Genomic DNA, 20,051 nt, shown 5'->3' on the forward strand with positions numbered 1-20,051 from the left:
TCATTGTTTAATGACATTCTTTAAAAGAACATCGCATCTCCTACATCGACAAACATCGCATCACCAGTTAAGGCATCTATAGCCTTCACATGACCAACCGTAGCAGGGAAAGCCGGTACATAACTTAAATTGTAATGTACTTGACCGTCTTCATCGTACTCCATTAAATAAGCTAACTCCATCTTAAGTGATTCCTTATAAATCGTTTTAGCTCTTTCTATTGAAATCAGAGAACCTTCTTTAACCTCATTTAGCTCCTGCTCTTTAGGGACTTCTAATGCTAAAAAGGTAATTCTGCCTGTCTCTTTTCCGACGGTTATAACACTAGCATGCTGATCCACTCTTACATCTTTATAATAATAATGAAAGTAAAATTCATAGGTTTCTTCTAACAGCTCGAAATCGTCTTCGAAATCTTCGTAGTCTTCCTCTAATTCCAATTGGTCCTCTAAATGGTCCACTTCATCTAAATCATCTTCGTTCTCTTCTAGTTCTATATCAAAATTTTCTTGTTCTTGTTTCTCAAGCTTGAAATTTTGATCGGCATTTGGATAAAGCTGAAACAAAAATTGTAACGCTTTTTCTTTTGCTTCGTCATAGCTTATTTTCTCATTAGAACAGGAGACACTTTCTTGACTTGTTATCTTTATTAGATTTCCACTATGCTCTTCAAAACAAAGTTTGATAATCTGCTCCTCAGCTTCTTCCATTTCATAAGAAAAGCTTTCCTTCTCAACTGCAACGCCCGACCAGATTTCTATTCGATTTCCATCTATAATTTTTTGATTAATTAATTGATAATCAGGTGTAATCCCTATCATTTCGTAGATGCTCTTTTTAAGTGGCACTAATTTATTGATTGGGGATTCTTCAATATTAAATTCTTGTCTAATACTAGAGCCTTCTTGACCATCAACTGGTATATCCATTACTTGTTCTATCACCTGGTAGGAGAATCGATACGTATCGTCACCGTTTTTATAAGTTGCTCGGTCAAATTTTTGAATCACTAATTCAAAATCTAATTGAGCGATATATTGTTTTAATGCTTCACTCTCTGGAATGATTTGTTCAGGATAATGAATGATATATGACTCATTACTGTAGTTGTAATGAGTCACTTGACCCGCTTTATTTACCGTCACAACAAACCCTGTACCTGGTAAAAAAAGATCATAAGTTGTTTCTTTTTTCTCGTAAACAATCATAAAGCTTTCATCTAATTCTAATAAAGAAGATAATTGAAAATCATTTAGATTTGGATTAAAAGCTTTAAAAAATTGTTTGCCTTTTTCTAAGATTTCGTTTTTATTTAACGTTGAAAGAGACTCTTCTTCTAATGGATGTAGAGAAAATGAGATTAAATTCCCTTCTTCTAATGAATAGGAACCTATTTCTTCTTTTGTCTCACCATTTAATAATGTAAATTCATTCTCAGCAAATTCCGAACGCTGGCTTGTAACTGGTACCGATATAAAAGGTAGGAGCTTCTCTATTATAGTCATGTTTGTTTTCCTTCTCTTTAATAGATATAATTTTAAAATGATTGCGTCTGTTGCATTAAATGCTTTCTAAATAAATAATTGGAAGCCAAAATGAAAGGCAATCCCGATAGCCATTGACCATACACTAATCGCGATTATTTGCCAAAGCGTTACATATTCCCTGCTAGTTCCAGCTGCAATGGCAATGATGGCACCGATATGATAGCCATATAATGGTCCTGCAAAGCTAACTCCAGGAACTCCATATTTTTGGAAAAGGCCTTGAGCTCTTTTCCACCTGCCGCCTTCTTTGTCTTTTTTAGGCTTACGAAACTTATCTATGAGCCAAATAAAAGCAACAACCGATAATATATTTCCTACAATACCAATGATAATGACCGCAATCGTAGGAAACCCTAAAGCAATCCCAACCGGTATAGCTAAATAAGATTCAAAAAATGGAATAATTGAAATAATAAATATTCCTAAGTATTGATAGATAACATCCAAATCATGAATGTACCTTATAATATCCTGCATCATGTTTTCCATAACATTCTCCTTCTTTTTCCATAATCATTAATATATACGTTAAATTAAGATGCATTGTTTCATATTTATTAGATTTTTTATGATTTTAAAGTAAAATCATAAAAAGCTGAGAACATTCCACATATTAAAGCAGCTATAGGGAAAATAAGCCAATTTATATACCATAGATGAAACACCAAACCAGTAATAAGAAATATAATGACGGCTAATGGCATCACAATTCCTGCCACTGCACCATTAAAGCTTTCAGACTTTTGTTCTTCTACTGAAACTACATAATCCTGTAGAAGCTTCTTATAGGTTTCATATAATCCACCAAAATAAATAAATATAAATACGGCTATAGCGACCATTAATAGAAGTAAGCTTATTCCATACATGACAAAATCTATTCCAATTGATGCAGTCCATAATAATGTTAGAGGAGAAAGAATACATAGAGCGATACCTAAGATGAGCATCATAACAAACGTCGGTTGAAAAGCATCACGGCTTTTTTGAACAATTCTTTTTACCTGCGCTGAAACTTCAAAGCTCCCTTCATCTATATGCTTATATTTTTGAAGCTTCATACCATTATAAATAAACAAACCGACTGCTACCGCTATACATACAAGGAATGTAGCTAATCCTAAAAATATACCACTACCTCCTGAAACCATTTGAATCATTAAAACTAATAAGGCAAAACCGACGATACAAAGAAAAACACCTAAACCAATCATTTTATTAAATGACTTCTTATCCTCAATATAAGCAAACACTTCAGCATCTTCTAAAAGAGGCAATGCTTCCTTTTCTTGAACGTTTAAACCTAGGTCAAATTCTTCGATAATCTCATCAATATTACCAAATTCTGAAATGACAACTCCAACCGCCTCATTTTCTGATTTTCCTTCTCTTTTTAACTCAAAATATTTCTCTTCCATATTTGCTAAAAGATCTTCTTTTAATTGTAATATCTCTTGTGATTTTGGTAATGGTGCAAACATATTATCTAAATAACTAATGATCGTATTCAATGTCTATTCTCCTCCTTAATAAATCGATTAATGACTTTTTTTGTTAGTGTCCACTCTTCACACTTTTCCTTGTAATAAAGCCTACCTTCTTCTGTAATTTTGTAATAGGTTCGCCTTTTCCCATGTGTTTGGTCTTTATGAAAAGATTCAATATATCCTTTTGTTAATAAACGATTGAACGCAGAATATAAGGTGGTCTCTTTAATAATATAATTTTCTTCTGATAACTCTTTTATATTTTTCGAAATTTCATATCCATATGAATCCTTCTCTAACAAGAGATAAAGAATAATCGTATCATTATAGCCGCGTATAACATCACTACTTATCAACTGATGTCTCCTTTCTAATCAACTTACTTAAAAGTGATTATTACTTTGACAGTCGTACTATGTCTGTCGTAGTAATTAAATCTTATCATGATTACTACGACAGGTAAAGTACTTTCCAAAAAAAATAACATAACCTTCCATAAGTTTGTCCTTTCAAAAAACACAATTAATCAAAAATTGTGCGATTACCAAATAATTGTTTAACAACATCAAGAAAGGGATATAGGTTAATATGTCTCTTCAACATATACAAAAACATCTTATTATGGTAAATTATAAACATAATCAATTATAAAATACCTTTTTGACCACTCTGAAAGGACATTCGTTTACACGCCGGAACAGTCCTCTGATAGAGGACATAAGTATATTCATAGTAGATGTTAAATAGTAAAAAAGGAGCGGATTTCTTATGACAAGTAATACATTACAACAATTTCTTATGACCAATTTAGATGATTTAAAAGAAAAAGGACTTTATAACACCATTGATACACTAGATGGCTCAAATGGAGCGAAAATTAAAATCAAAGGAAGAGAATTAATTAACCTTTCTTCTAATAACTACTTGGGGCTTGCAACAGATGAACGCCTTAAGGATGCTGCCATAAAAGCTGTGGAAGATTACGGAGTTGGTGCTGGGGCTGTTAGAACTATTAATGGTACTCTCAAATTGCATGATGAATTAGAGGCTAAATTAGCAGATTTTAAACATACAGAAGCAGCTATTGCGTACCAATCTGGATTTAATTGTAATATGGCTGCTATTTCAGCCGTTATGGATAAAAACGATGCCATCTTATCAGATGAATTAAATCACGCATCTATTATTGACGGATGTCGATTATCTAGAGCCAAAACCATTCGTTTTAATCACTCAGATATGGATGATTTACGTCAGAAAGCTAAGGAAGCAACTGAATCTGGTCTCTACAATAAGATTATGGTGATTACAGATGGTGTATTCTCTATGGATGGTGATATTGCTAAGCTTCCAGAGATTGTTCAAATAGCCGAAGAATTTGATTTGATTACCTATGTTGATGATGCTCATGGGTCAGGTGTCCTTGGAAAAGGCGCGGGAACGGTCAAGCATTTTGGTTTATCAGAGAAAATTGATTTTCAAATTGGTACACTCTCAAAAGCGATTGGTGTTGTTGGAGGCTATGTAGCTGGTAAAAAACATCTTATTGATTGGTTAAAAGTGAGAAGTCGTCCTTTCCTTTTCTCTACATCCCTAACCCCTGCTGATCTTGCTGCTACTATTACATCAATTGAAATTTTATCTAATAGTACTGATTTGCAAGAGAAATTATGGGAGAACAGTGAATACTTAAAAAATGGCTTAAAGAAATTAGGTTTTAACATTGGTGAAAGTGAAACTCCAATTACTCCTTGTATTATTGGTGATGAAGTAACGACTCAACACTTTAGTAAAAGACTTAATGACGAAGGTGTTTATGCAAAATCTATTGTCTTCCCTACTGTGCCTAAAGGAACAGGGCGCGTTCGCAATATGCCTACTGCTGCTCATACAAAGGAAATGCTTGATGATACGTTAGCCATTTATGAAAAAGTTGGGAAAGAAATGAATTTAATTTAAGAGTTGTTATCTTATTGCTTGATTTAGGAGGAGTTCACATGAAGAAAATCATAATAACTGGTGCTTTAGGACAGATTGGTTCTGAGTTAACCATGCAGTTAAGAAAACAATATGGAGTTAATCAAGTTATTGCTACAGATATTCAGAAAAGTAATAGTGATGTTGTCTATTCAGGCCCTTTTGAACAATTAGATGTGACGGACGATAAAGCTTTTTACGAAATTGCCCATAAATATGAAGTGGATACCGTTATCCATTTAGCCGCATTACTCTCTGCAACTGCAGAACAAAAGCCTCTTCTAGCATGGAATTTGAATATGGGTGGGTTAGTGAATGCATTAGAAGTGGCTCGTGAGCTAAACCTACAATTTTTTACACCAAGCTCGATAGGAGCCTTTGGACCTTCTACCCCAAAGAACCAAACGCCACAAGATACGATACAGCAACCGACTACGATGTACGGTGTAAATAAAGTATCTGGCGAATTATTATGCAATTACTATTTTCAAAAATTTGGAGTAGATACAAGAGGACTTCGTTTTCCGGGCTTAATTTCTTATGTTGCCCCTCCTGGAGGCGGTACTACTGACTATGCTGTTGAAATATATTATGATGCACTGAAAAAGGGGCATTATACTTCATATATTAATAGAGGAACCTATATGGATATGATGTATATGCCTGATGCATTAAATAGCATTATTCAATTAATGGAAGCAGATCCTGCTAAGCTTAAGCATAGAAACTCATTTAATGTTAGTAGTATGAGTATTGCACCAGAGCATATTGAGACAGAAATTAAAAAGCATATTCCTCATTTTTCACTTGATTACAAAGTAGATCCTATTAGAGAGCAAATTGCTCAAAGCTGGCCTGATGCTATTGATTCAAGCTGCGCAATAGAAGAGTGGGGTTTTAAGGCAGATTACGATTTAACGAAAATGACAGAAGATATGATATGGCAGCTAAGCCGCAAATTTCAAATGGAAACTGAAAAAGGCGCGATCTAAACCGCGCCTTTTTTGTTCACCCAATTAATCAGGATAATATTGTCCTTTTAACTTTTCCTTATAATTCTCTAATTTCTTTATTTTTTTGCCCGTTATCAATGAACCTATCACGACAAGAATTAGTAACGTTTCATGCGCTTGACCTCTATTTCCTAAGCTCATCATTTTAATCGTTTCCTCCCCTACTTCATATATGCCAACTGTAGCTCATTTATTTATGAAATACAATCAGTAATGTTTTGTGAATCCAGTAACTAATTAGATGAGCTTTTTGATAGATTGCTTAATACTTCATTGTTTAATAATTCCGTTAATTGTTGGGTGCTCTCTATCATTTCTTCATTTAATAGGCTAATGATTCCATCAGTGATATTAAAAGGTTCAAGACATACCTCTCCAATTGGTAGAGCCTCGATAACTGCAATGATTGGGATTAGTCCCTCTTTAAAATATAGTCTTCTTTTCTTTGGAAGCTCTTTGATCATCGCAAGTTGTTCCTCATTACACATTAAGTAAAGATCCAGTTGCTTTTTCATTTCTTCCACTAACATAAATGGTGGTTTTTTATAAAAAAGTAGCTTTCTTAAATCATTAGTAATCTCTAAATCAATGATTAAATATTGAAAAAGTTCGTTGAAGTTCTTTTCTTTCGTTTCTCTTAAAATCGTGTCTTTAAACTGCTGAATCGCATCATTCGAATTCTCATTAATATCGGCTTCAAAAGAGTCGTTTTTATAATGAAGTGAAACTAGTTCAATATTTGCTTGCTCTTGGCAAAAAGCTAAATCAATATGGGCATTGTTTGATTGAAGAAAAATTCCATTATGAATAGGCACTCTGCTTTGCAAACCGATAAATCCAAGGTAGGCTTCTGTCTCACTTTTAAAATAGTTAACCTTCTGTTCAAAAGCTTCATTAATCATTCTCGTCAATAGAATCGTGTTTTTCAACACTTGAAGCTTACGAGTCATGAATACAAAAGTATACTCACATTGATAAGCTTCTCTTACTTTTTCAAATTGATTTAATATCCAAGCTGTTTTTTGCATAGCTCTCTGGTTAAATTTACTATAATTTGCTAGATACTGTTCCAAATGAATTTGTACTTTTTTTCTAGCCACAATTAAACATTGAGTGTTTCGGTATTTAATAATCGTACATTCTAAAGCATTTGAGGATATTTCTATTATGGCATAATATCTCATCATCTCTACTCCATATGATTTTTTCCTGCCATTCCTTTAAATCACTACCAATAATCGTTAAACTTCTCTACCTAATATTGTAGTGAAAGTTTATGAACCAAATATAAAAATTACTTTTGATTTATGTTAAAAACGTAAAGAAAAGGTAAATGGATCAATTTCATCATTCATATCTTATAATGAAAACTGAACGATTAGATTTTTGATTTCCACTTTAGGTAGATGCTTTCCCAAGGGCTTGTCTTCAGCTAACTCCGACTACGCAAAGCTTCGTCAGAGTGGATCTTCACACTGCGCTCATCCTTTGGGAGTCACTACCTACGTTGCAATCAATATGTGAATTAGCAAACATTGAAAATATTCAAAACATACTTTATAAGAAACGTTCGGTTTCATTCACTTATAGAGCAATTATGAAATTCACTCAAATAGATAAACTTACCCTAAATATGTTGTTGAATTACTTAGGGTAGCTACCGTTTCTTCGATAAGCTTTTCCTTTTGAACCTTTCTCTGATCCAGCTTCCTTTTCGTCCAATAGAGCTCTTGCTTTTGACCTTTCCTCGATTTCAGCGCTGCTTTCCGTCCAAAAGTACCCTTTTCTATCATCAAACTCTCCGTTAATGCAAAAAAACATTTGAGAATAGTTTCTCAAATGTTTTTGAATAGTAGCCTTTTAGGTCCCACAAAAGGTTTTATAAGGAGTAGCGGATTTATTAGGTGGTGCTGTATATTTTTCTTCATAGAAATTATGTTCAAAAGGGTTTGTTACGACCTTTAATAGTTCATTCCATTTTTGATAATTCTCCTGCTCTACCGCTTCCTCTAACGCTTCTTCAACTAAATGATTTCTTGGAATAGCCGCTGGATTATTTTCTTTCATTAATGAAATAGATTCTTCCTTAGATTGGCTTTGCTGTTTTAATAAGTGTTCCCACTGTTTTTTCCATTGCTTAAATTCATCGAATTGATACACCTCTGAATCATTGCACTTTTCAAATGTTAAATCTATAAAGGTATTAGTAAAATCTAAATCGTTTTTCTCCATTAGTTTGAGGAGAGCTTCGCTTAATTCCATTTCATCGCTGTTACTTTGGAAAAGACCGAGCTTTTTACTCATACCACTGTACCAGAAGGAATCATAATAGGTTTGAAATTGCCCAATGGCTCCTTCTGCCGTTTTCAACGCTTCATCCTGATTTTCGTTCAATAAAGGTAAGATAGATTCAGCTAGCCTTGCTAAATTCCAAGCTGCCATATAAGGCTGATTACCGTAAGCATAACGGCCTTGATGATCGATAGAGCTAAAAACCGTTGCTTGATTATATTCATTCATAAAAGCACAAGGTCCATAATCTATCGTTTCTCCACTTATTGTCATATTATCGGTATTCATCACTCCATGAACGAAGCCTACTAATTGCCATTTTGCGATTAAAGAAGCCTGTTGTTTCATAACCGTTTGCAATAAACCTAAATAACGATTTTCATGTTCGATAAGAGAAGTAAAATGTCTAGTTATCGTATAGTCTGCCAGTGCTCTCAAGTCATCTATAGAACCATACTGTCTAGCATATTGAAAGGTTCCTACACGAATATGACTGGAAGCCACCCTTGTTAAGGTCGCACCTGGCAATACAGTTTCTCTATACACCGGGTTTCCAGTACTAGTCACTGCTAAGCTTCTGGTCGTTGGAATTCCTAATGCAAACATGGCTTCACTTATTAAATATTCTCTTAACATTGGAGCTAAAGCAGCTCGGCCATCTCCTCCACGGGAAAAATGGGTAGGACCCGAACCCTTTAAATGAATATCATATCGTTCCTTCTGAGGAGAAATTTGTTCTCCAATTAAGAGGGCTCTTCCATCACCTAACATCGTAAAATGTCCAAATTGATGCCCTGCATATGCTAGTGAAATGGACATCCCCCCATTTGGAGTTTTAGAGCCTGATAACACTTGGGCACCAGACTCTGTATGAAAGGCTTCTGAATTTAGGCCTAATTGCTCACCAAGCTGTTTATTAAAGACAACAATTTTTGGATCTGACGTATTATCCAGTTGCTCTATTTTATAAAAAATTTCAGGAAGTGTATGATAGCTTTTCTCCAAGTTCCACCCGAAATCATTGTCAAACGATTGACTCATATTTCATCCTCCTTTGTTTGAAATCATCTCAATATATTTAACTTAGGAGCTTACAATATCTTTACTGTTGATTATATCGTTATTATGGCAAAAGTAAAAAACATCTATTCGAAACGAATGAATGTTTTTAAAGGTACCTCTCTTTGAGAGCGCTTTCTAAAATAAAATCAATCACAAGCCTCTATTCGGTGAATATACTTTTTTTTGTTTTTGATGTTATCATTTAATTCGTTAATAAATTGTTTTAAAATCTTATAATCTTGATTCAGTAAAATAGGATCTTTTATCACTAATTGCTCTATCCCTTTATGAAGATAAACCGTAATAAAAGCTTGTGATAGGCTCTTTTTTTGATTCTCATCATGCTGCAATTCTACTCTTCTTACTGCACTTCTCTCCACATCCATATAACCTTCAACCCTACCTTGAAAATGCCTTTCTATTCGTAAACGCTCTTTATCATAGGTTAAATAATGAGTCCATTTGTCCGATTCATAAAAAATATAAATATGCTCATAGAAGAAGCTTTTTTCTTCATTGCTAGTAATAGATGTATGGAGATTGCGTTCATTCCAAAAGACGAAGCTGACAGTAGCAATCACAATCAATACGATAAGCATGATCCAACCCACTTGATAACTCCCCCTCGATTATCGATTATATTGTCTATTCGACACTTTTTAGCGTAATCCTCCATTTTATCAATGACAAAGGTCACACTTTGATAATAGGCCATTTCTCGTCTATCTACTAGAGTAAGAGGAGATAGTCTCTCTTTCATTCTTAAATCTATTACCTTTGAGAGGAGAAAAATAATGGAGCCTTTATATCAAAAGTGACTGAATAAAAAACTTCCTTCTTCTATTAGAAAAAAATAGGTTAGCGCCATAAAAAGGGGCATCTATCAAAATACCAAACGAAAACAGGCGACTTTCTTATGAAATAGTCACCTGTTTTTTGTGAAGTTTTGTCCCTATATTCTTTAATTTCCCTTTAAAATATACACATCGAATTTTTTTAATGTTGTTGATGCCGAGGCGACTTCTCCCGTTAAAATATCGGTTTTACCTACGAATTCCTCTGGCATAGCCTTTTCATCATCATGCTGATTAATGACAAAGTAATAGGCATGCTCTTGATTTTCTCTCTTTGTAATTTCTAATCCATCACTTTTTGCCACCAAGGCATTTATTTTTGCACCTTCTACTACTTGTTGTAGTATTTCGCTAATGCCAGACTTTTCAAGCTGAGTTCCTACATACCAAAACTTCCCTTTGCCAAAATCATTTTTAGTGACAGAAGGACTATTAGCGTAGAAATCTTCCTCATAGTAAGCTACCGCTTCTGCACCTTCTAAATGAATAATATCACAGAGTAAATTGCAAGAATGTTTACTCCCATTTGTAAATGCCACCTGATTTGATTGCTCAGGAGCTAGTGCATCAATTTCCTCTACCCATACTCCTGCCATTTCTCTTAATGGACCAGGATATCCACCTAAATAAACATTATCCGATTCATTAACAATCCCGCTCATGAAGGTTGTGACGAAATGTCCTCCATTCTTAACAAAATCAGTTAAACGGTTGGCTAGTCCGTCTTTAAGCATATATAAAACAGGAGCAACGACTAAATCATAATCCGAGAAATCACTATCAACTGAAATCATATCTACCGGAATATTGCGGTCGTAAAAGAATTCATAGTATTGGTGAATTTGATCAACATATTTTAAATCTTTATTTGGACCACTTGTATATTCTAAAGCCCAATAATTATCCCAATCAAAAATGATGCCTACTTTACTATTAAAGCGCGTTCCAATTACTTCGCTTAATGTTTCTAATTCTTTACCTAATTGTGCAACCTCACGAAAAACTCGAGTTTCTTCATGACCGACGTGTTCAATAACAGCTCCATGAAATTTTTCACAGGCGCCAACTGAACGTCGTAATTGGAAATATTGAATCGTATCGGCTCCATGCGCAATTGTTTGATAGCTTTGTGCTCTCATTTTTCCTGGACGCTTTAACGAATTGTAAGGTTGCCAATTTTGCTGACTTGGCGTTTGTTCCATCAGCATAAATGGCTGTCCATCCTTTAACCCTCTCATTAAATCATGAGTCATCGCTGTCAAGCTTAGAGGCGTATTGTAGCTAGGATAATTATCCCAAGAAACAATATCTAACTCTTTAGCCCATTTAAAGTAATCTAGTATCTTATAAGTACCCATTAAATTAGTAGTAATCGGTGTATTTGGATCAAACGAGCGGATCGCATTCTTTTCCATTTTATAATTTTCTAGCATACTATCCGAATTAAAACGGCGGTAATCAATCGATATACCTGCAAATGCCGTTTTATCTCGACCAATGCCCTCACTTAGTGCATTAGGTAGGACAATCTCATCCCACTCATAAATCGTATGACCCCAAAACTCCAAATTCCAAGCTTTGTTTAGATTTTCAATCGTTTTATAACGGTTTTGAACCCAGATACGGAATGCCTTCTCACAGTTTTCACAGAAGCATTCGCCACCATATTCATTGTTTATATGCCAGCATGTAACATGAGGATGGTCTCCATATCTTTCCGCTAATTTCTCTGCCATTCTTCTTGCATATTTTTGATAAACTAAACTGTTCGGGCAAGCATTGTGTCTTTGACCAAACTTATGATGACGACCTTCATAATCAGTTCTCGCTACCTCAGGGTATTTTTTTACCATCCATGCAGGTAGGGAAGCCGTAGACGTGGCTAAAACAATATCATACTTTTCTTCACTTAGCATTTCTATGATTTGATCTAATTCATCAAAATAATATTCATCCTCTGATGGTTGAATTTTTGCCCAAGAGAAAACATTAATAGTAGCTGAATTGATTGAAGCCTTCTTAAAAATTCTCATATCCTCTGACCAGATATCCTTTGGCCATTGATTTGGATTATAATCTCCTCCATAAAGCATTCTATTAAAAAGTTGCTTACTCATGTAAACGCCTCCATTTAAAGTTATTTATTTATAATTATAGAAAGGTTTTTGACTAAATTGTATAATAAGAACAACTATTTAATATAAAAATACGAAACAATTATAGGTGATAATAATGGAAGTATATTATGATTTAATGGATGGGATGAATCCGCTCTCCTTAGAGAGTATTGGAAGCGAGTGGGAGCAGCCTCCTGTTGTAAGAAACTCTGGATATCCTTACTATCATTGGATACAAACTTTATCAGGCGAAGGAATCCTTTTAATAGAGAAGGAAGCGATTGTTCTTAAGCCGGGTGAGGGTGTGTTAATTCCCCCTTTTATACCTCATCAATATGACTCTAATAAACCTAGAGAGTGGGTCACTAATTTTGTTACAATTGGTGGTTCACTAGCCTCTCAAATTCCTATTATTATTGATAGTAATCATTTTTTAAGAGCAAAGGATACAGATGACTTTTCTTTTAGTAAGCACATTACTGAAATGCTAACGAATATAAAAAAAGAAAACAAAAAAAATACAAAACAAAGATTATCGATTGAACTGTATACTTTTCTACTAAATTTAAAAGACTTTGGAATGAAAGAGCACAAGCAAACGAGTAAGCTCTATCAAGAATATGTTGATCCTGCGATACATTGGATTGAAGCTCATTATCAGGAAAAGCACGATATTGTAGAAATATCGAACCAACTATTTATCTCATCTCAATATTTAAATCGATTGTTCAAGCGTTATATGGGAATCTCTATTCACCAATATATTATTGCTTATCGCTTAAAAAAAGCCAAAGAACTTCTAGTCACCAATCGAACGTTAAAAATACAAGATGTTTCATTTATGACAGGTTTTACTGATTGTAGTCATTTTATTTCATCCTTTAAAAAACAAACCGGCTATACACCAAAAGAATTCCGACAAATTCATTAAACCTAAATTCGTTTGAACATTGATAAAGGATGTCGCCAACCTAACTCACTTAGAAAAAGTGGATATCGGCATGGTCACTTCATTCCAGTGGGTCTCCGTACCTTGTTTCTGCTAGATTACATATTTCATAGAGAATCTACAAATTCAACAGGATTTTCCTTCTTTTTATAAGAAGGAGGGTCCTGTTCATTATTTGTGTTTGCATTATCTCTACATGAGCTCATCTAAAAACAGCACTTATCCAAGTCTCTTTCCTTAACTTGCATATTTCTACATAAATCTACTTTTTTTATTGTTTTTATGTAAAAAAATGAAAAAATAGCACAATTACTTTTACAATTGTGATATATTTACCATTATGTAAGTCCTACATACTTCAAAAATAGAAAGAAAGAAAGGAAGGAAAATATAATGCTTTATTGCAAAGAATGTGGTCATCAAAACAACTCTTCAGATCGTTTTTGCTCAGAATGTGGCCAAGCTCTATCTCAAAACCGTGAAGCTTCACCTTCACTCAATCAAGAGAAGCCTCTTAAAAGTAAAATGAAGTGGACCAAAAAACAATTGATTATCACGATAAGCTCAGCTATAGCTGCTGTTTTATTATTTGTCGGTTTTCAAATAGGCTCGGTTCTTACTGACAAAGATAGACTGATTGACCAATTTGGTACGGCACTATTAGATGGAGATACAAAAAAGATCGTTCAGCTCCTTCATTCGGATGATTCCAGATTAGAGATTACGGAAGAAAACGTTCAATTTTTAGTGAAGCATATAGAAGAAAATCCATCATATTACACGTATCTAATCGATTCATTAAAGAGCCAATCAGCATTTTTAGAGAATTCAGATGGTGAGTTTTCAGAAGATGAGCTAGACGAGTATTATCACTTTGATCACCCTTTTTATTTAACCAAAAATGGAACATTCGCACTTATTTTCGATCATTATTCAATTAATGTTTATCCATTTTATATTAACCTGGCGACAAACTATGCTAATACGACCATCTTTATTAATGACGAAGAGATACTAACAACAGATGAAGAAGATGTGGTCTTTGAATATGGTCCGTTTATGCCAGGTTATTATGATTTTAAAGCTGTTTACCATAATGATTATGCTAGCCTTGAAACCTCAGAATCACTCTCACTGTTCAGTGTATTTGATCAAGGCTATTTTCTTGATTTATCCATTTTTGCTGACTATATCACCATATCTAACGATTATTTATCGCTCTCTACCAATAGCCAATTATACATAAATGATACGGCGGTCGATTATGACTTAGATTCTGCTGAACCATTTGGTCCGGTGACTCTTGATGGAAGCTTAACCTTACATGCTGTTCTCGATTTCCCTTGGGGCAGTGTTGCAACAGAGCCAGTTGCGATTGAAGGGGATTGGATAGATTTAGTGATGGATTCACCTTTTGCGGAGGAAAATAGTGAAGCTCTTTTTCATAGTATTCTACATTATGGTGTTGATTTTGCTGAAGCTTTTAATCAAGGTGACTCCTCTCAATTTACAAATATAACGGAATCATTTCGAGAAGAGCTTAAAGATGAAATCGAATTATTAAAATCCTACGATGAAACCTGGGTCGGAGAATTTATAAAGGTTGAAATCGATCCAAATATGTATGTTGAGTTAAATGAAAATGATGAATATACAGCTTATGCAAATGCTCGCTTTCATTACGACTCTGTTTACACAGATAGTAGTAATGAGCATATAGAAACCTCTTTAGATACGACAGATGTTGAGCTTGCTCTTATTTACAATCAGGAAGAAAATAGTTGGAGTATTGATTCTGAATATACGAATTGGTACTATGATCCAACGAATTCTATTGAATTAACATCAGCGAATTTACAATAAAGGAGAAATGAAAAATGAATTGCAATCAATGTGGACAGCCGTTAGAAGCTAATTCGAAATTTTGTACAGCTTGCGGCTTTAAAATGGGGGAACCCCAAAACGAGGAAATATCAGCTACAGCCACTACTGAAGGACAAAACGATACGACTAAAAGCCTTCAAGAAAATGAATACGTTAAGCAAGGAAAAGTCGTCAGTCAACAATACTGGAAATTTTTCCTCTCAACGATTAAAAATCCTATGTTAGAAAGTAAACAACTATCAGAAAAAAATAAAGTAAACGGTATTATCACGATACTATTATTTTCTCTTTTACTTCCTATGTTTTTGTATAGCTTATTATCCAATGCTCCCTTTATTCAACCTACATTTGGTGATACTATATTGAAGCCCTTCTTATTTATTTTAGCTTTTATACTCGTTTTAATTGCTGTGATGCTCGGAGTATCTAAGCTCATGCAAGTACAGTATTCTTATTTTGATATTTTAGCACGGTACTCCGCCTTTTTATTAGTACCGGTAGTAGTAGCTTTAGCTTCAGTCGTTTTTTCTGTTTTATCCGTCTATACCTTTAGTTATATTTTATTTATTATAAGCTTATTAACGGCCTTTATAGCTACCGTTTCAACCCTTCATTCTTTAAAAGGTAATGAAACAAAAGGATTAGATGTTTTTTATGGGATTATTATGACAAAATTAGTCATGATTTTCATCTTTTTCATGATCGGTGATAGTATTGTTGGTGTATTTTTGAGTGAATTATTTTCGTTTTTTTAATTTTTTATCATTAGACCATTTTCATGATTTCTATCTTATAATGTAAACCGAAATGATAGATGTTTTTGATTTTCACTTTATGTAGATGCTTTCCCAAGGGCTTGTCTTCAGCTAACTCTGGCTACCAAGAGCGTCGTCAGAGTGGATCTTCACACTGCGCTCATCCTTTGGGAGTCACTACCTACCGTTCAATCAGCAAGTGAATTCGCAAACATTCAAGACATTTTTTATAATGAATGGTCTGCTTGAATCACTTAAACCCATTCATCATACATATCCTTTAATGAGAACTGAGCGATTAGGTTTTTGATTTTAACATTAGGTTTCGTCTTTCATAAGATTTATCCGTTCAACAGAACCCTCCTTCTTTTTGAAAGAAGGAGGGTTCATTGTTCGATATTTGTGTTTTTATATACCGGCTTTATTAAAAAATGAATTTGGTACTAGACCGTACCTTACTCTCTTATTTAAAATCAATATCCATAGCATCCGCTATTTTTTTGGGTAAATCCGTATTATCTAGTAGACCTCTAAATAAATCTGTTCCAGGTCCGTAAGCATAAAGTGGCAAATCGACCCCTGTATGAGCATTTGTTGACCACCCAACATAAGCACGCTCACTAATGATTTTATTCACAGCAATAGCTAATTCTTCTTCAGCAGCTTCTTCTAATATAAGCCTCTCTTCTTCTGTCAACTCAAAGCCAGCTAACTCTTGAACGACTTCTTGAGCATTACTTCTCTCCTCATTCATTTGACTAGCTATATAATTCCCTGTTGCTTTCACTTGGTGTAAAATTTCTACCTTTGACAAATACTCATCATACCCACCTACAGTCATACCGCCTGTTTCATGATCGCCCACAACAATGACTAACGTCTCTCCATCTTCTTTAGCAAAATCTAGGGCAACTTCCACTGCCTCTTCGAAAGCTGCTGTATCAGTCATCGCCCAAACTGCATCATGAGCATGACCAGCCCAGTCAATTTGACTTCCTTCAACCATTAAGAAAAAGCCACTTTCATTACTATTCAATAGTGTCATGGCTGAGTCGGTCATCTCAGCTAAGCTAGGTTCATCTGTTAAATGACGTTCTAATTCAGTAGACATAGCATCTGGTGCAAATAATCCAAGTACCTTTTCGTTTTGATTTTCTAAAGACATTAATTCATCCTTATTTTCAACATAATCAAAGCCTTTATCTTGTGCCTCTGTGATTAAATTTCTATCTGGTTGATTTCCACCCTCATTTTCTGGTAAAAAGTTGTTTCTTCCTCCACCAAACAAAAGGTCAACTCTTTCAACCATTTGTAAAGCTATTTCTGCTTCACTTCCTCTAGATTCAACATTAGATGCAAATACTGCTGGAGTTGCATGTGTAATAGTTGAGGTAGCTACTAAACCAGTTGCTTTATTTTCTTTAGATGCAGCATCTAAAATAGAAGAGACCATTTCGCCATCAGGTGTAACACTAATCATGCCATTGTTTGTTTTGACTCCAGTAGCCATTGCCGTTCCCGCAGCGGCTGAATCGGTTACCCAGTTGTCAGAAGAGTGAGTTTTCATCATCCCTACTAGCATTGAATCAAAAATGGTTTCCTCGCCTTTAAAGATTCGATAGTTTGTTGCATATCCCGTTGAAAAACCATCAGGTATCATAAGAATGACATTCTTAGCCTGGTTTTCAGAGAGGTCATTATCTGCTGTTTTTTCTGCTCCTGCCGTTTGTACAGCCTCTGGTTGATCATAAAGGATAAATCCTACTACAAATATTGATATGCTAACCACACAAACACCAAGCCACTGTAATAATTTCATTGTAAAGCCTCCTATGTATCTGGAATATGTTTCATGGTTAGTATAATCTCTCTTTATGAACCTCAAATAAATTGATTGTAAACTCATTTAAAGAATTTGTAACTCTATTTTTAATACCTCTGAGTGCGAACAGATAGACAAAAGACCCTCTAATAGTACCTCTTCATTCATTTAAATAGGACATTTAGAATAGTATGATTCTATTTTTTTTGAATATGTATCCTTTAAAAATACCGTTCAAAATAAGTTGCATTAAATAAGGTGTATGACCTTGTTAACAAAAACATTAAACTAGCTTAATAAAGCTAGTTTTAACAAACAAGAAATTACCGTATTGTTTTCATCTTTAAAACATGCTACACTTTTTTTAAATAAGAGCGAAAGGGCTGATGGGTGGACAATGGATAACTAATTCTCTTTTCAAACGTATGAAATGATATATATTTCAACGAACGAAGATAGGATTAGTCTGACCATTTTTCCATACTCCATTGAACTATAATCATTTATAGTCTCTTTCTGTACGGTCAAAAACGGACTAATCCTTCCAAATGAATTTGGGAGGATTTTTTGTTCTCCCTTTTAAAAGGAGAGATTGTATGCAGGAAATAGTAAAGATACAGCATTTAAAATATGAAATAGATGACCATGTTCTTATTAACGAAATGAATACTCATATCAGAAAGGGTGATGTAATAGGGGTTATCGGAAAAAATGGAAGTGGAAAATCTACCTTACTTCAACTTATTTATCAGCAACTAGAACCGACAGCTGGAAAAATTTCCTTTTCGAAAAACCATATAAAAATACAATGGGTTAAACAGGAAACAAAGGAATACTCTTTGAGCGAATTAACTCCAGAGGAACAAGCATTGTTAAATAAATGGAATGTTCCTAAAATAGCCTATTCTAGATTAAGTGGTGGAGAGAAATTAAAAGCACGACTTGCAAGAGCCTTTAAGGAGGAGTCTGAGCTCTTATTATTAGATGAACCGACTAATCATCTTGACGAACAGAGCATATCCTTACTCACTCAGCAATTAAAGGGTTTCAAAGGAGCTATCATCGTTGTTTCTCATGATCGATTTTTTTTAGACGAAGTGGCTACAAAAATTTGGTCTCTAGAAAACGGAGCTTTTATTGAACATAAGGGGAATTATTCTAGCTATATGAAAGTAAGAGAGGAAAAAAGGAAATCACAGCAAAAAGCCTATGAGAAACAACAAAAAAAGGTAGAAAGAATTGAAGAGCAAATGAATCAGCTTTCTTCTTGGTCACAGAAAGCGCATTCTCAATCTACAAAAAAAGAAGGATTTAAAGAATATTATCGAGTCAAGGCTAAACGAACAGATGCACAAATAAAGTCTAAACAAAAACGCCTTGAATCAGAGCTTGAAAAGCATAAAGTCGACCAAGTAGAGCCTGAATATCAAGTTCAATTTTCAATGAATGCTAATCAAAAGGTGGGAAAAAGGTTTTTAGAAGTCAGAGATCTGGAGAAATCCTTTGATGAACGGTTATTGTTCCATCAGGCAAATTTTACGATTCAACATGGAGAAAAAGTAGCTCTACTCGGACCAAATGGATCTGGAAAAACGACTTTTTTAAAGATGCTATCAGGTGATTCAGAAAAAAGTGGTGGTGAGATTTGGATTTCTCCAACCACTGAAATTGGCTATTTAACACAAGAAGTATTCGATTTACCCATTGATCAAAGTCCTTCTACTCTTTTCTATAGAGAAACCTTTGAAGAACGAGGACATGTTCAAAACTTAATGAAAAATCTAGGCTTTCTAGCTCACCAATGGACGGAGCCTATTGAACATTTAAGCATGGGAGAACGTGTGAAGTGTAAACTAATGAAATATATATTAGAGGAAAAAGATGTATTAATATTAGATGAACCGACTAACCATTTGGATTTAGTTTCTCGTGAGCAGCTCGAACAGACACTTTCAGGCTATAATGGCACTTTAATCGTTGTTACCCACGATCGATATTTCAGAGAAAAAACAACAAACACCCAGCTCGTCTTTTCGAATTCAACGATTAAGAAACAGTTACATCATGATAAGCCAAAGCAAGCTGATCAAGATACTGAATTAGAGGAAACCCTTTTAAAGCTTGAAACGGAAAGACAAGAGGTACTAGGAAAACTCAGCTTTTTATCCCCTAACCATAAGGAATATAAAGAGCTCGACCAAAAATTTGTTGAACTTACAATTACAATAAAAAAGCTATCACAATAAAAGGTCGATCCTTCATAGTGACCATTTAACCATAAAGTGAGACTTC

Annotated in this window: 17 protein-coding genes; 6 read left to right on the plus strand and 11 right to left on the minus strand. The window is 34.4% G+C overall.

What is annotated here, in order from left to right; translation table 11 throughout:
* Nucleotides 1-20: 20 nt before the first annotated feature.
* The 4 genes from AZF04_RS03835 to AZF04_RS03850 form a co-directional block, all read right to left on the minus strand.
* Nucleotides 21-1,505 carry a YcdB/YcdC domain-containing protein gene (locus tag AZF04_RS03835; protein ID WP_061947638.1) on the minus strand — a complete coding sequence of 495 codons (1,485 nt, stop codon included), beginning with the start codon at nucleotides 1,503-1,505 and terminating at the stop codon, nucleotides 21-23.
* A 66-nt stretch (nucleotides 1,506-1,571) separates the two neighbouring features.
* Entirely contained in the window at nucleotides 1,572-2,036 is a 465-nt protein-coding gene (locus AZF04_RS03840) for a small multi-drug export protein (protein WP_235599918.1), read from the minus strand.
* A gap of 77 nt (nucleotides 2,037-2,113) precedes the next feature.
* The gene (locus AZF04_RS03845; protein ID WP_061947639.1) at nucleotides 2,114-3,058 is read right to left on the minus strand and encodes a permease prefix domain 1-containing protein; all 945 of its coding nucleotides are present in this window, start codon (nucleotides 3,056-3,058) and stop codon (nucleotides 2,114-2,116) included.
* On the minus strand, nucleotides 3,055-3,390 hold the full coding sequence (locus AZF04_RS03850) for a PadR family transcriptional regulator (RefSeq protein ID WP_045478065.1): 336 nt from the start codon (nucleotides 3,388-3,390) through the stop codon (nucleotides 3,055-3,057). Before AZF04_RS03850 ends, AZF04_RS03845 begins: the two co-directional genes overlap by 4 nt.
* Before the next feature lie 412 nt (nucleotides 3,391-3,802).
* On the opposite strand from AZF04_RS03850, the gene AZF04_RS03855 reads away from it, so the two are divergent.
* Together AZF04_RS03855 and AZF04_RS03860 are read left to right on the plus strand one after the other, a co-directional pair.
* Nucleotides 3,803-4,993, plus strand: coding sequence for a glycine C-acetyltransferase (locus AZF04_RS03855; protein ID WP_061947640.1), 1,191 nt, complete (start codon nucleotides 3,803-3,805; stop codon nucleotides 4,991-4,993).
* Nucleotides 4,994-5,031: 38 nt separating this feature from the next.
* Nucleotides 5,032-6,003, plus strand: a complete 972-nt coding sequence (locus tag AZF04_RS03860; RefSeq protein ID WP_061947641.1) for an L-threonine 3-dehydrogenase — start codon at nucleotides 5,032-5,034, stop codon at nucleotides 6,001-6,003.
* Between the two features lie 24 nt (nucleotides 6,004-6,027).
* Here the strand turns inward: AZF04_RS03860 and AZF04_RS21370 are convergent, their stop codons facing one another.
* The 6 genes from AZF04_RS21370 to AZF04_RS03880 form a co-directional block, all read right to left on the minus strand.
* Complete coding sequence (locus AZF04_RS21370) at nucleotides 6,028-6,168, minus strand: hypothetical protein (RefSeq protein WP_169802512.1); 141 nt, start codon at nucleotides 6,166-6,168, stop codon at nucleotides 6,028-6,030.
* Nucleotides 6,169-6,257: 89 nt separating this feature from the next.
* Nucleotides 6,258-7,208, minus strand: coding sequence for a Ppx/GppA phosphatase family protein (locus AZF04_RS03865; RefSeq protein ID WP_061947642.1), 951 nt, complete (start codon nucleotides 7,206-7,208; stop codon nucleotides 6,258-6,260).
* Nucleotides 7,209-7,668: 460 nt separating this feature from the next.
* Nucleotides 7,669-7,845: a hypothetical protein gene (locus AZF04_RS21100; protein ID WP_156479514.1), complete on the minus strand. Its 177-nt coding sequence runs from the start codon at nucleotides 7,843-7,845 to the stop codon at nucleotides 7,669-7,671.
* Nucleotides 7,846-7,884: 39 nt separating this feature from the next.
* Nucleotides 7,885-9,357 carry a protein adenylyltransferase SelO gene (locus AZF04_RS03870; protein ID WP_061947643.1) on the minus strand — a complete coding sequence of 491 codons (1,473 nt, stop codon included), beginning with the start codon at nucleotides 9,355-9,357 and terminating at the stop codon, nucleotides 7,885-7,887.
* 167 nt (nucleotides 9,358-9,524) lie between these two features.
* Nucleotides 9,525-9,989: a hypothetical protein gene (locus AZF04_RS03875; RefSeq protein ID WP_061947644.1), complete on the minus strand. Its 465-nt coding sequence runs from the start codon at nucleotides 9,987-9,989 to the stop codon at nucleotides 9,525-9,527.
* A gap of 350 nt (nucleotides 9,990-10,339) precedes the next feature.
* Nucleotides 10,340-12,349: a beta-galactosidase gene (locus AZF04_RS03880; RefSeq protein ID WP_061947645.1), complete on the minus strand. Its 2,010-nt coding sequence runs from the start codon at nucleotides 12,347-12,349 to the stop codon at nucleotides 10,340-10,342.
* A gap of 115 nt (nucleotides 12,350-12,464) precedes the next feature.
* Here AZF04_RS03880 and AZF04_RS03885 point away from each other — a divergent pair, with 115 nt between their 5' ends.
* The 3 genes from AZF04_RS03885 to AZF04_RS03895 all read left to right on the plus strand — a co-directional run bounded on the left by AZF04_RS03885 (nucleotide 12,465) and on the right by AZF04_RS03895 (nucleotide 15,937).
* Nucleotides 12,465-13,280, plus strand: coding sequence for an AraC family transcriptional regulator (locus tag AZF04_RS03885; protein ID WP_061947646.1), 816 nt, complete (start codon nucleotides 12,465-12,467; stop codon nucleotides 13,278-13,280).
* A 411-nt stretch (nucleotides 13,281-13,691) separates the two neighbouring features.
* Nucleotides 13,692-15,161 carry a zinc ribbon domain-containing protein gene (locus AZF04_RS03890; protein WP_061947647.1) on the plus strand — a complete coding sequence of 490 codons (1,470 nt, stop codon included), beginning with the start codon at nucleotides 13,692-13,694 and terminating at the stop codon, nucleotides 15,159-15,161.
* A 14-nt stretch (nucleotides 15,162-15,175) separates the two neighbouring features.
* Nucleotides 15,176-15,937 carry a zinc ribbon domain-containing protein gene (locus tag AZF04_RS03895; protein ID WP_061947648.1) on the plus strand — a complete coding sequence of 254 codons (762 nt, stop codon included), beginning with the start codon at nucleotides 15,176-15,178 and terminating at the stop codon, nucleotides 15,935-15,937.
* A gap of 463 nt (nucleotides 15,938-16,400) precedes the next feature.
* Here the strand turns inward: AZF04_RS03895 and AZF04_RS03900 are convergent, their stop codons facing one another.
* Nucleotides 16,401-17,756, minus strand: coding sequence for an alkaline phosphatase (locus AZF04_RS03900; protein ID WP_061947649.1), 1,356 nt, complete (start codon nucleotides 17,754-17,756; stop codon nucleotides 16,401-16,403).
* A 599-nt stretch (nucleotides 17,757-18,355) separates the two neighbouring features.
* Between AZF04_RS03900 and abc-f the strand changes: the two genes are divergently transcribed.
* Nucleotides 18,356-20,005, plus strand: coding sequence for a ribosomal protection-like ABC-F family protein (abc-f, locus tag AZF04_RS03905; protein ID WP_061947650.1), 1,650 nt, complete (start codon nucleotides 18,356-18,358; stop codon nucleotides 20,003-20,005).
* The last annotated feature ends 46 nt before the right edge of the window (nucleotides 20,006-20,051 follow it).

It is taken from the genome of Alkalihalobacillus trypoxylicola (assembly GCF_001590785.1).
GTDB classification, from domain to species: domain Bacteria; phylum Bacillota; class Bacilli; order Bacillales; family Bacillaceae_D; genus Alkalihalobacillus; species Alkalihalobacillus trypoxylicola.

What these genes read in the sequence shown, in the direction of transcription:
- AZF04_RS03880 (WP_061947645.1), bottom strand. Translation starts at nt 12,349, where the DNA reads ATGAGTAAGCAACTTTTTAATAGAATGCTTTATGGAGGAGATTATAAT.
- AZF04_RS03835 (WP_061947638.1), bottom strand. Translation starts at nt 1,505, where the DNA reads ATGACTATAATAGAGAAGCTCCTACCTTTTATATCGGTACCAGTTACA.
- AZF04_RS03860 (WP_061947641.1), top strand. Translation starts at nt 5,032, where the DNA reads ATGAAGAAAATCATAATAACTGGTGCTTTAGGACAGATTGGTTCTGAG.
- abc-f (WP_061947650.1), top strand. Translation starts at nt 18,356, where the DNA reads ATGCAGGAAATAGTAAAGATACAGCATTTAAAATATGAAATAGATGAC.
- AZF04_RS03890 (WP_061947647.1), top strand. Translation starts at nt 13,692, where the DNA reads ATGCTTTATTGCAAAGAATGTGGTCATCAAAACAACTCTTCAGATCGT.
- AZF04_RS03885 (WP_061947646.1), top strand. Translation starts at nt 12,465, where the DNA reads ATGGAAGTATATTATGATTTAATGGATGGGATGAATCCGCTCTCCTTA.
- AZF04_RS03855 (WP_061947640.1), top strand. Translation starts at nt 3,803, where the DNA reads ATGACAAGTAATACATTACAACAATTTCTTATGACCAATTTAGATGAT.
- AZF04_RS03865 (WP_061947642.1), bottom strand. Translation starts at nt 7,208, where the DNA reads ATGAGATATTATGCCATAATAGAAATATCCTCAAATGCTTTAGAATGT.
- AZF04_RS03895 (WP_061947648.1), top strand. Translation starts at nt 15,176, where the DNA reads ATGAATTGCAATCAATGTGGACAGCCGTTAGAAGCTAATTCGAAATTT.
- AZF04_RS03870 (WP_061947643.1), bottom strand. Translation starts at nt 9,357, where the DNA reads ATGAGTCAATCGTTTGACAATGATTTCGGGTGGAACTTGGAGAAAAGC.
- AZF04_RS21370 (WP_169802512.1), bottom strand. Translation starts at nt 6,168, where the DNA reads ATGATGAGCTTAGGAAATAGAGGTCAAGCGCATGAAACGTTACTAATT.
- AZF04_RS21100 (WP_156479514.1), bottom strand. Translation starts at nt 7,845, where the DNA reads ATGTTTTTTTGCATTAACGGAGAGTTTGATGATAGAAAAGGGTACTTT.
- AZF04_RS03900 (WP_061947649.1), bottom strand. Translation starts at nt 17,756, where the DNA reads ATGAAATTATTACAGTGGCTTGGTGTTTGTGTGGTTAGCATATCAATA.
- AZF04_RS03840 (WP_235599918.1), bottom strand. Translation starts at nt 2,036, where the DNA reads ATGGAAAACATGATGCAGGATATTATAAGGTACATTCATGATTTGGAT.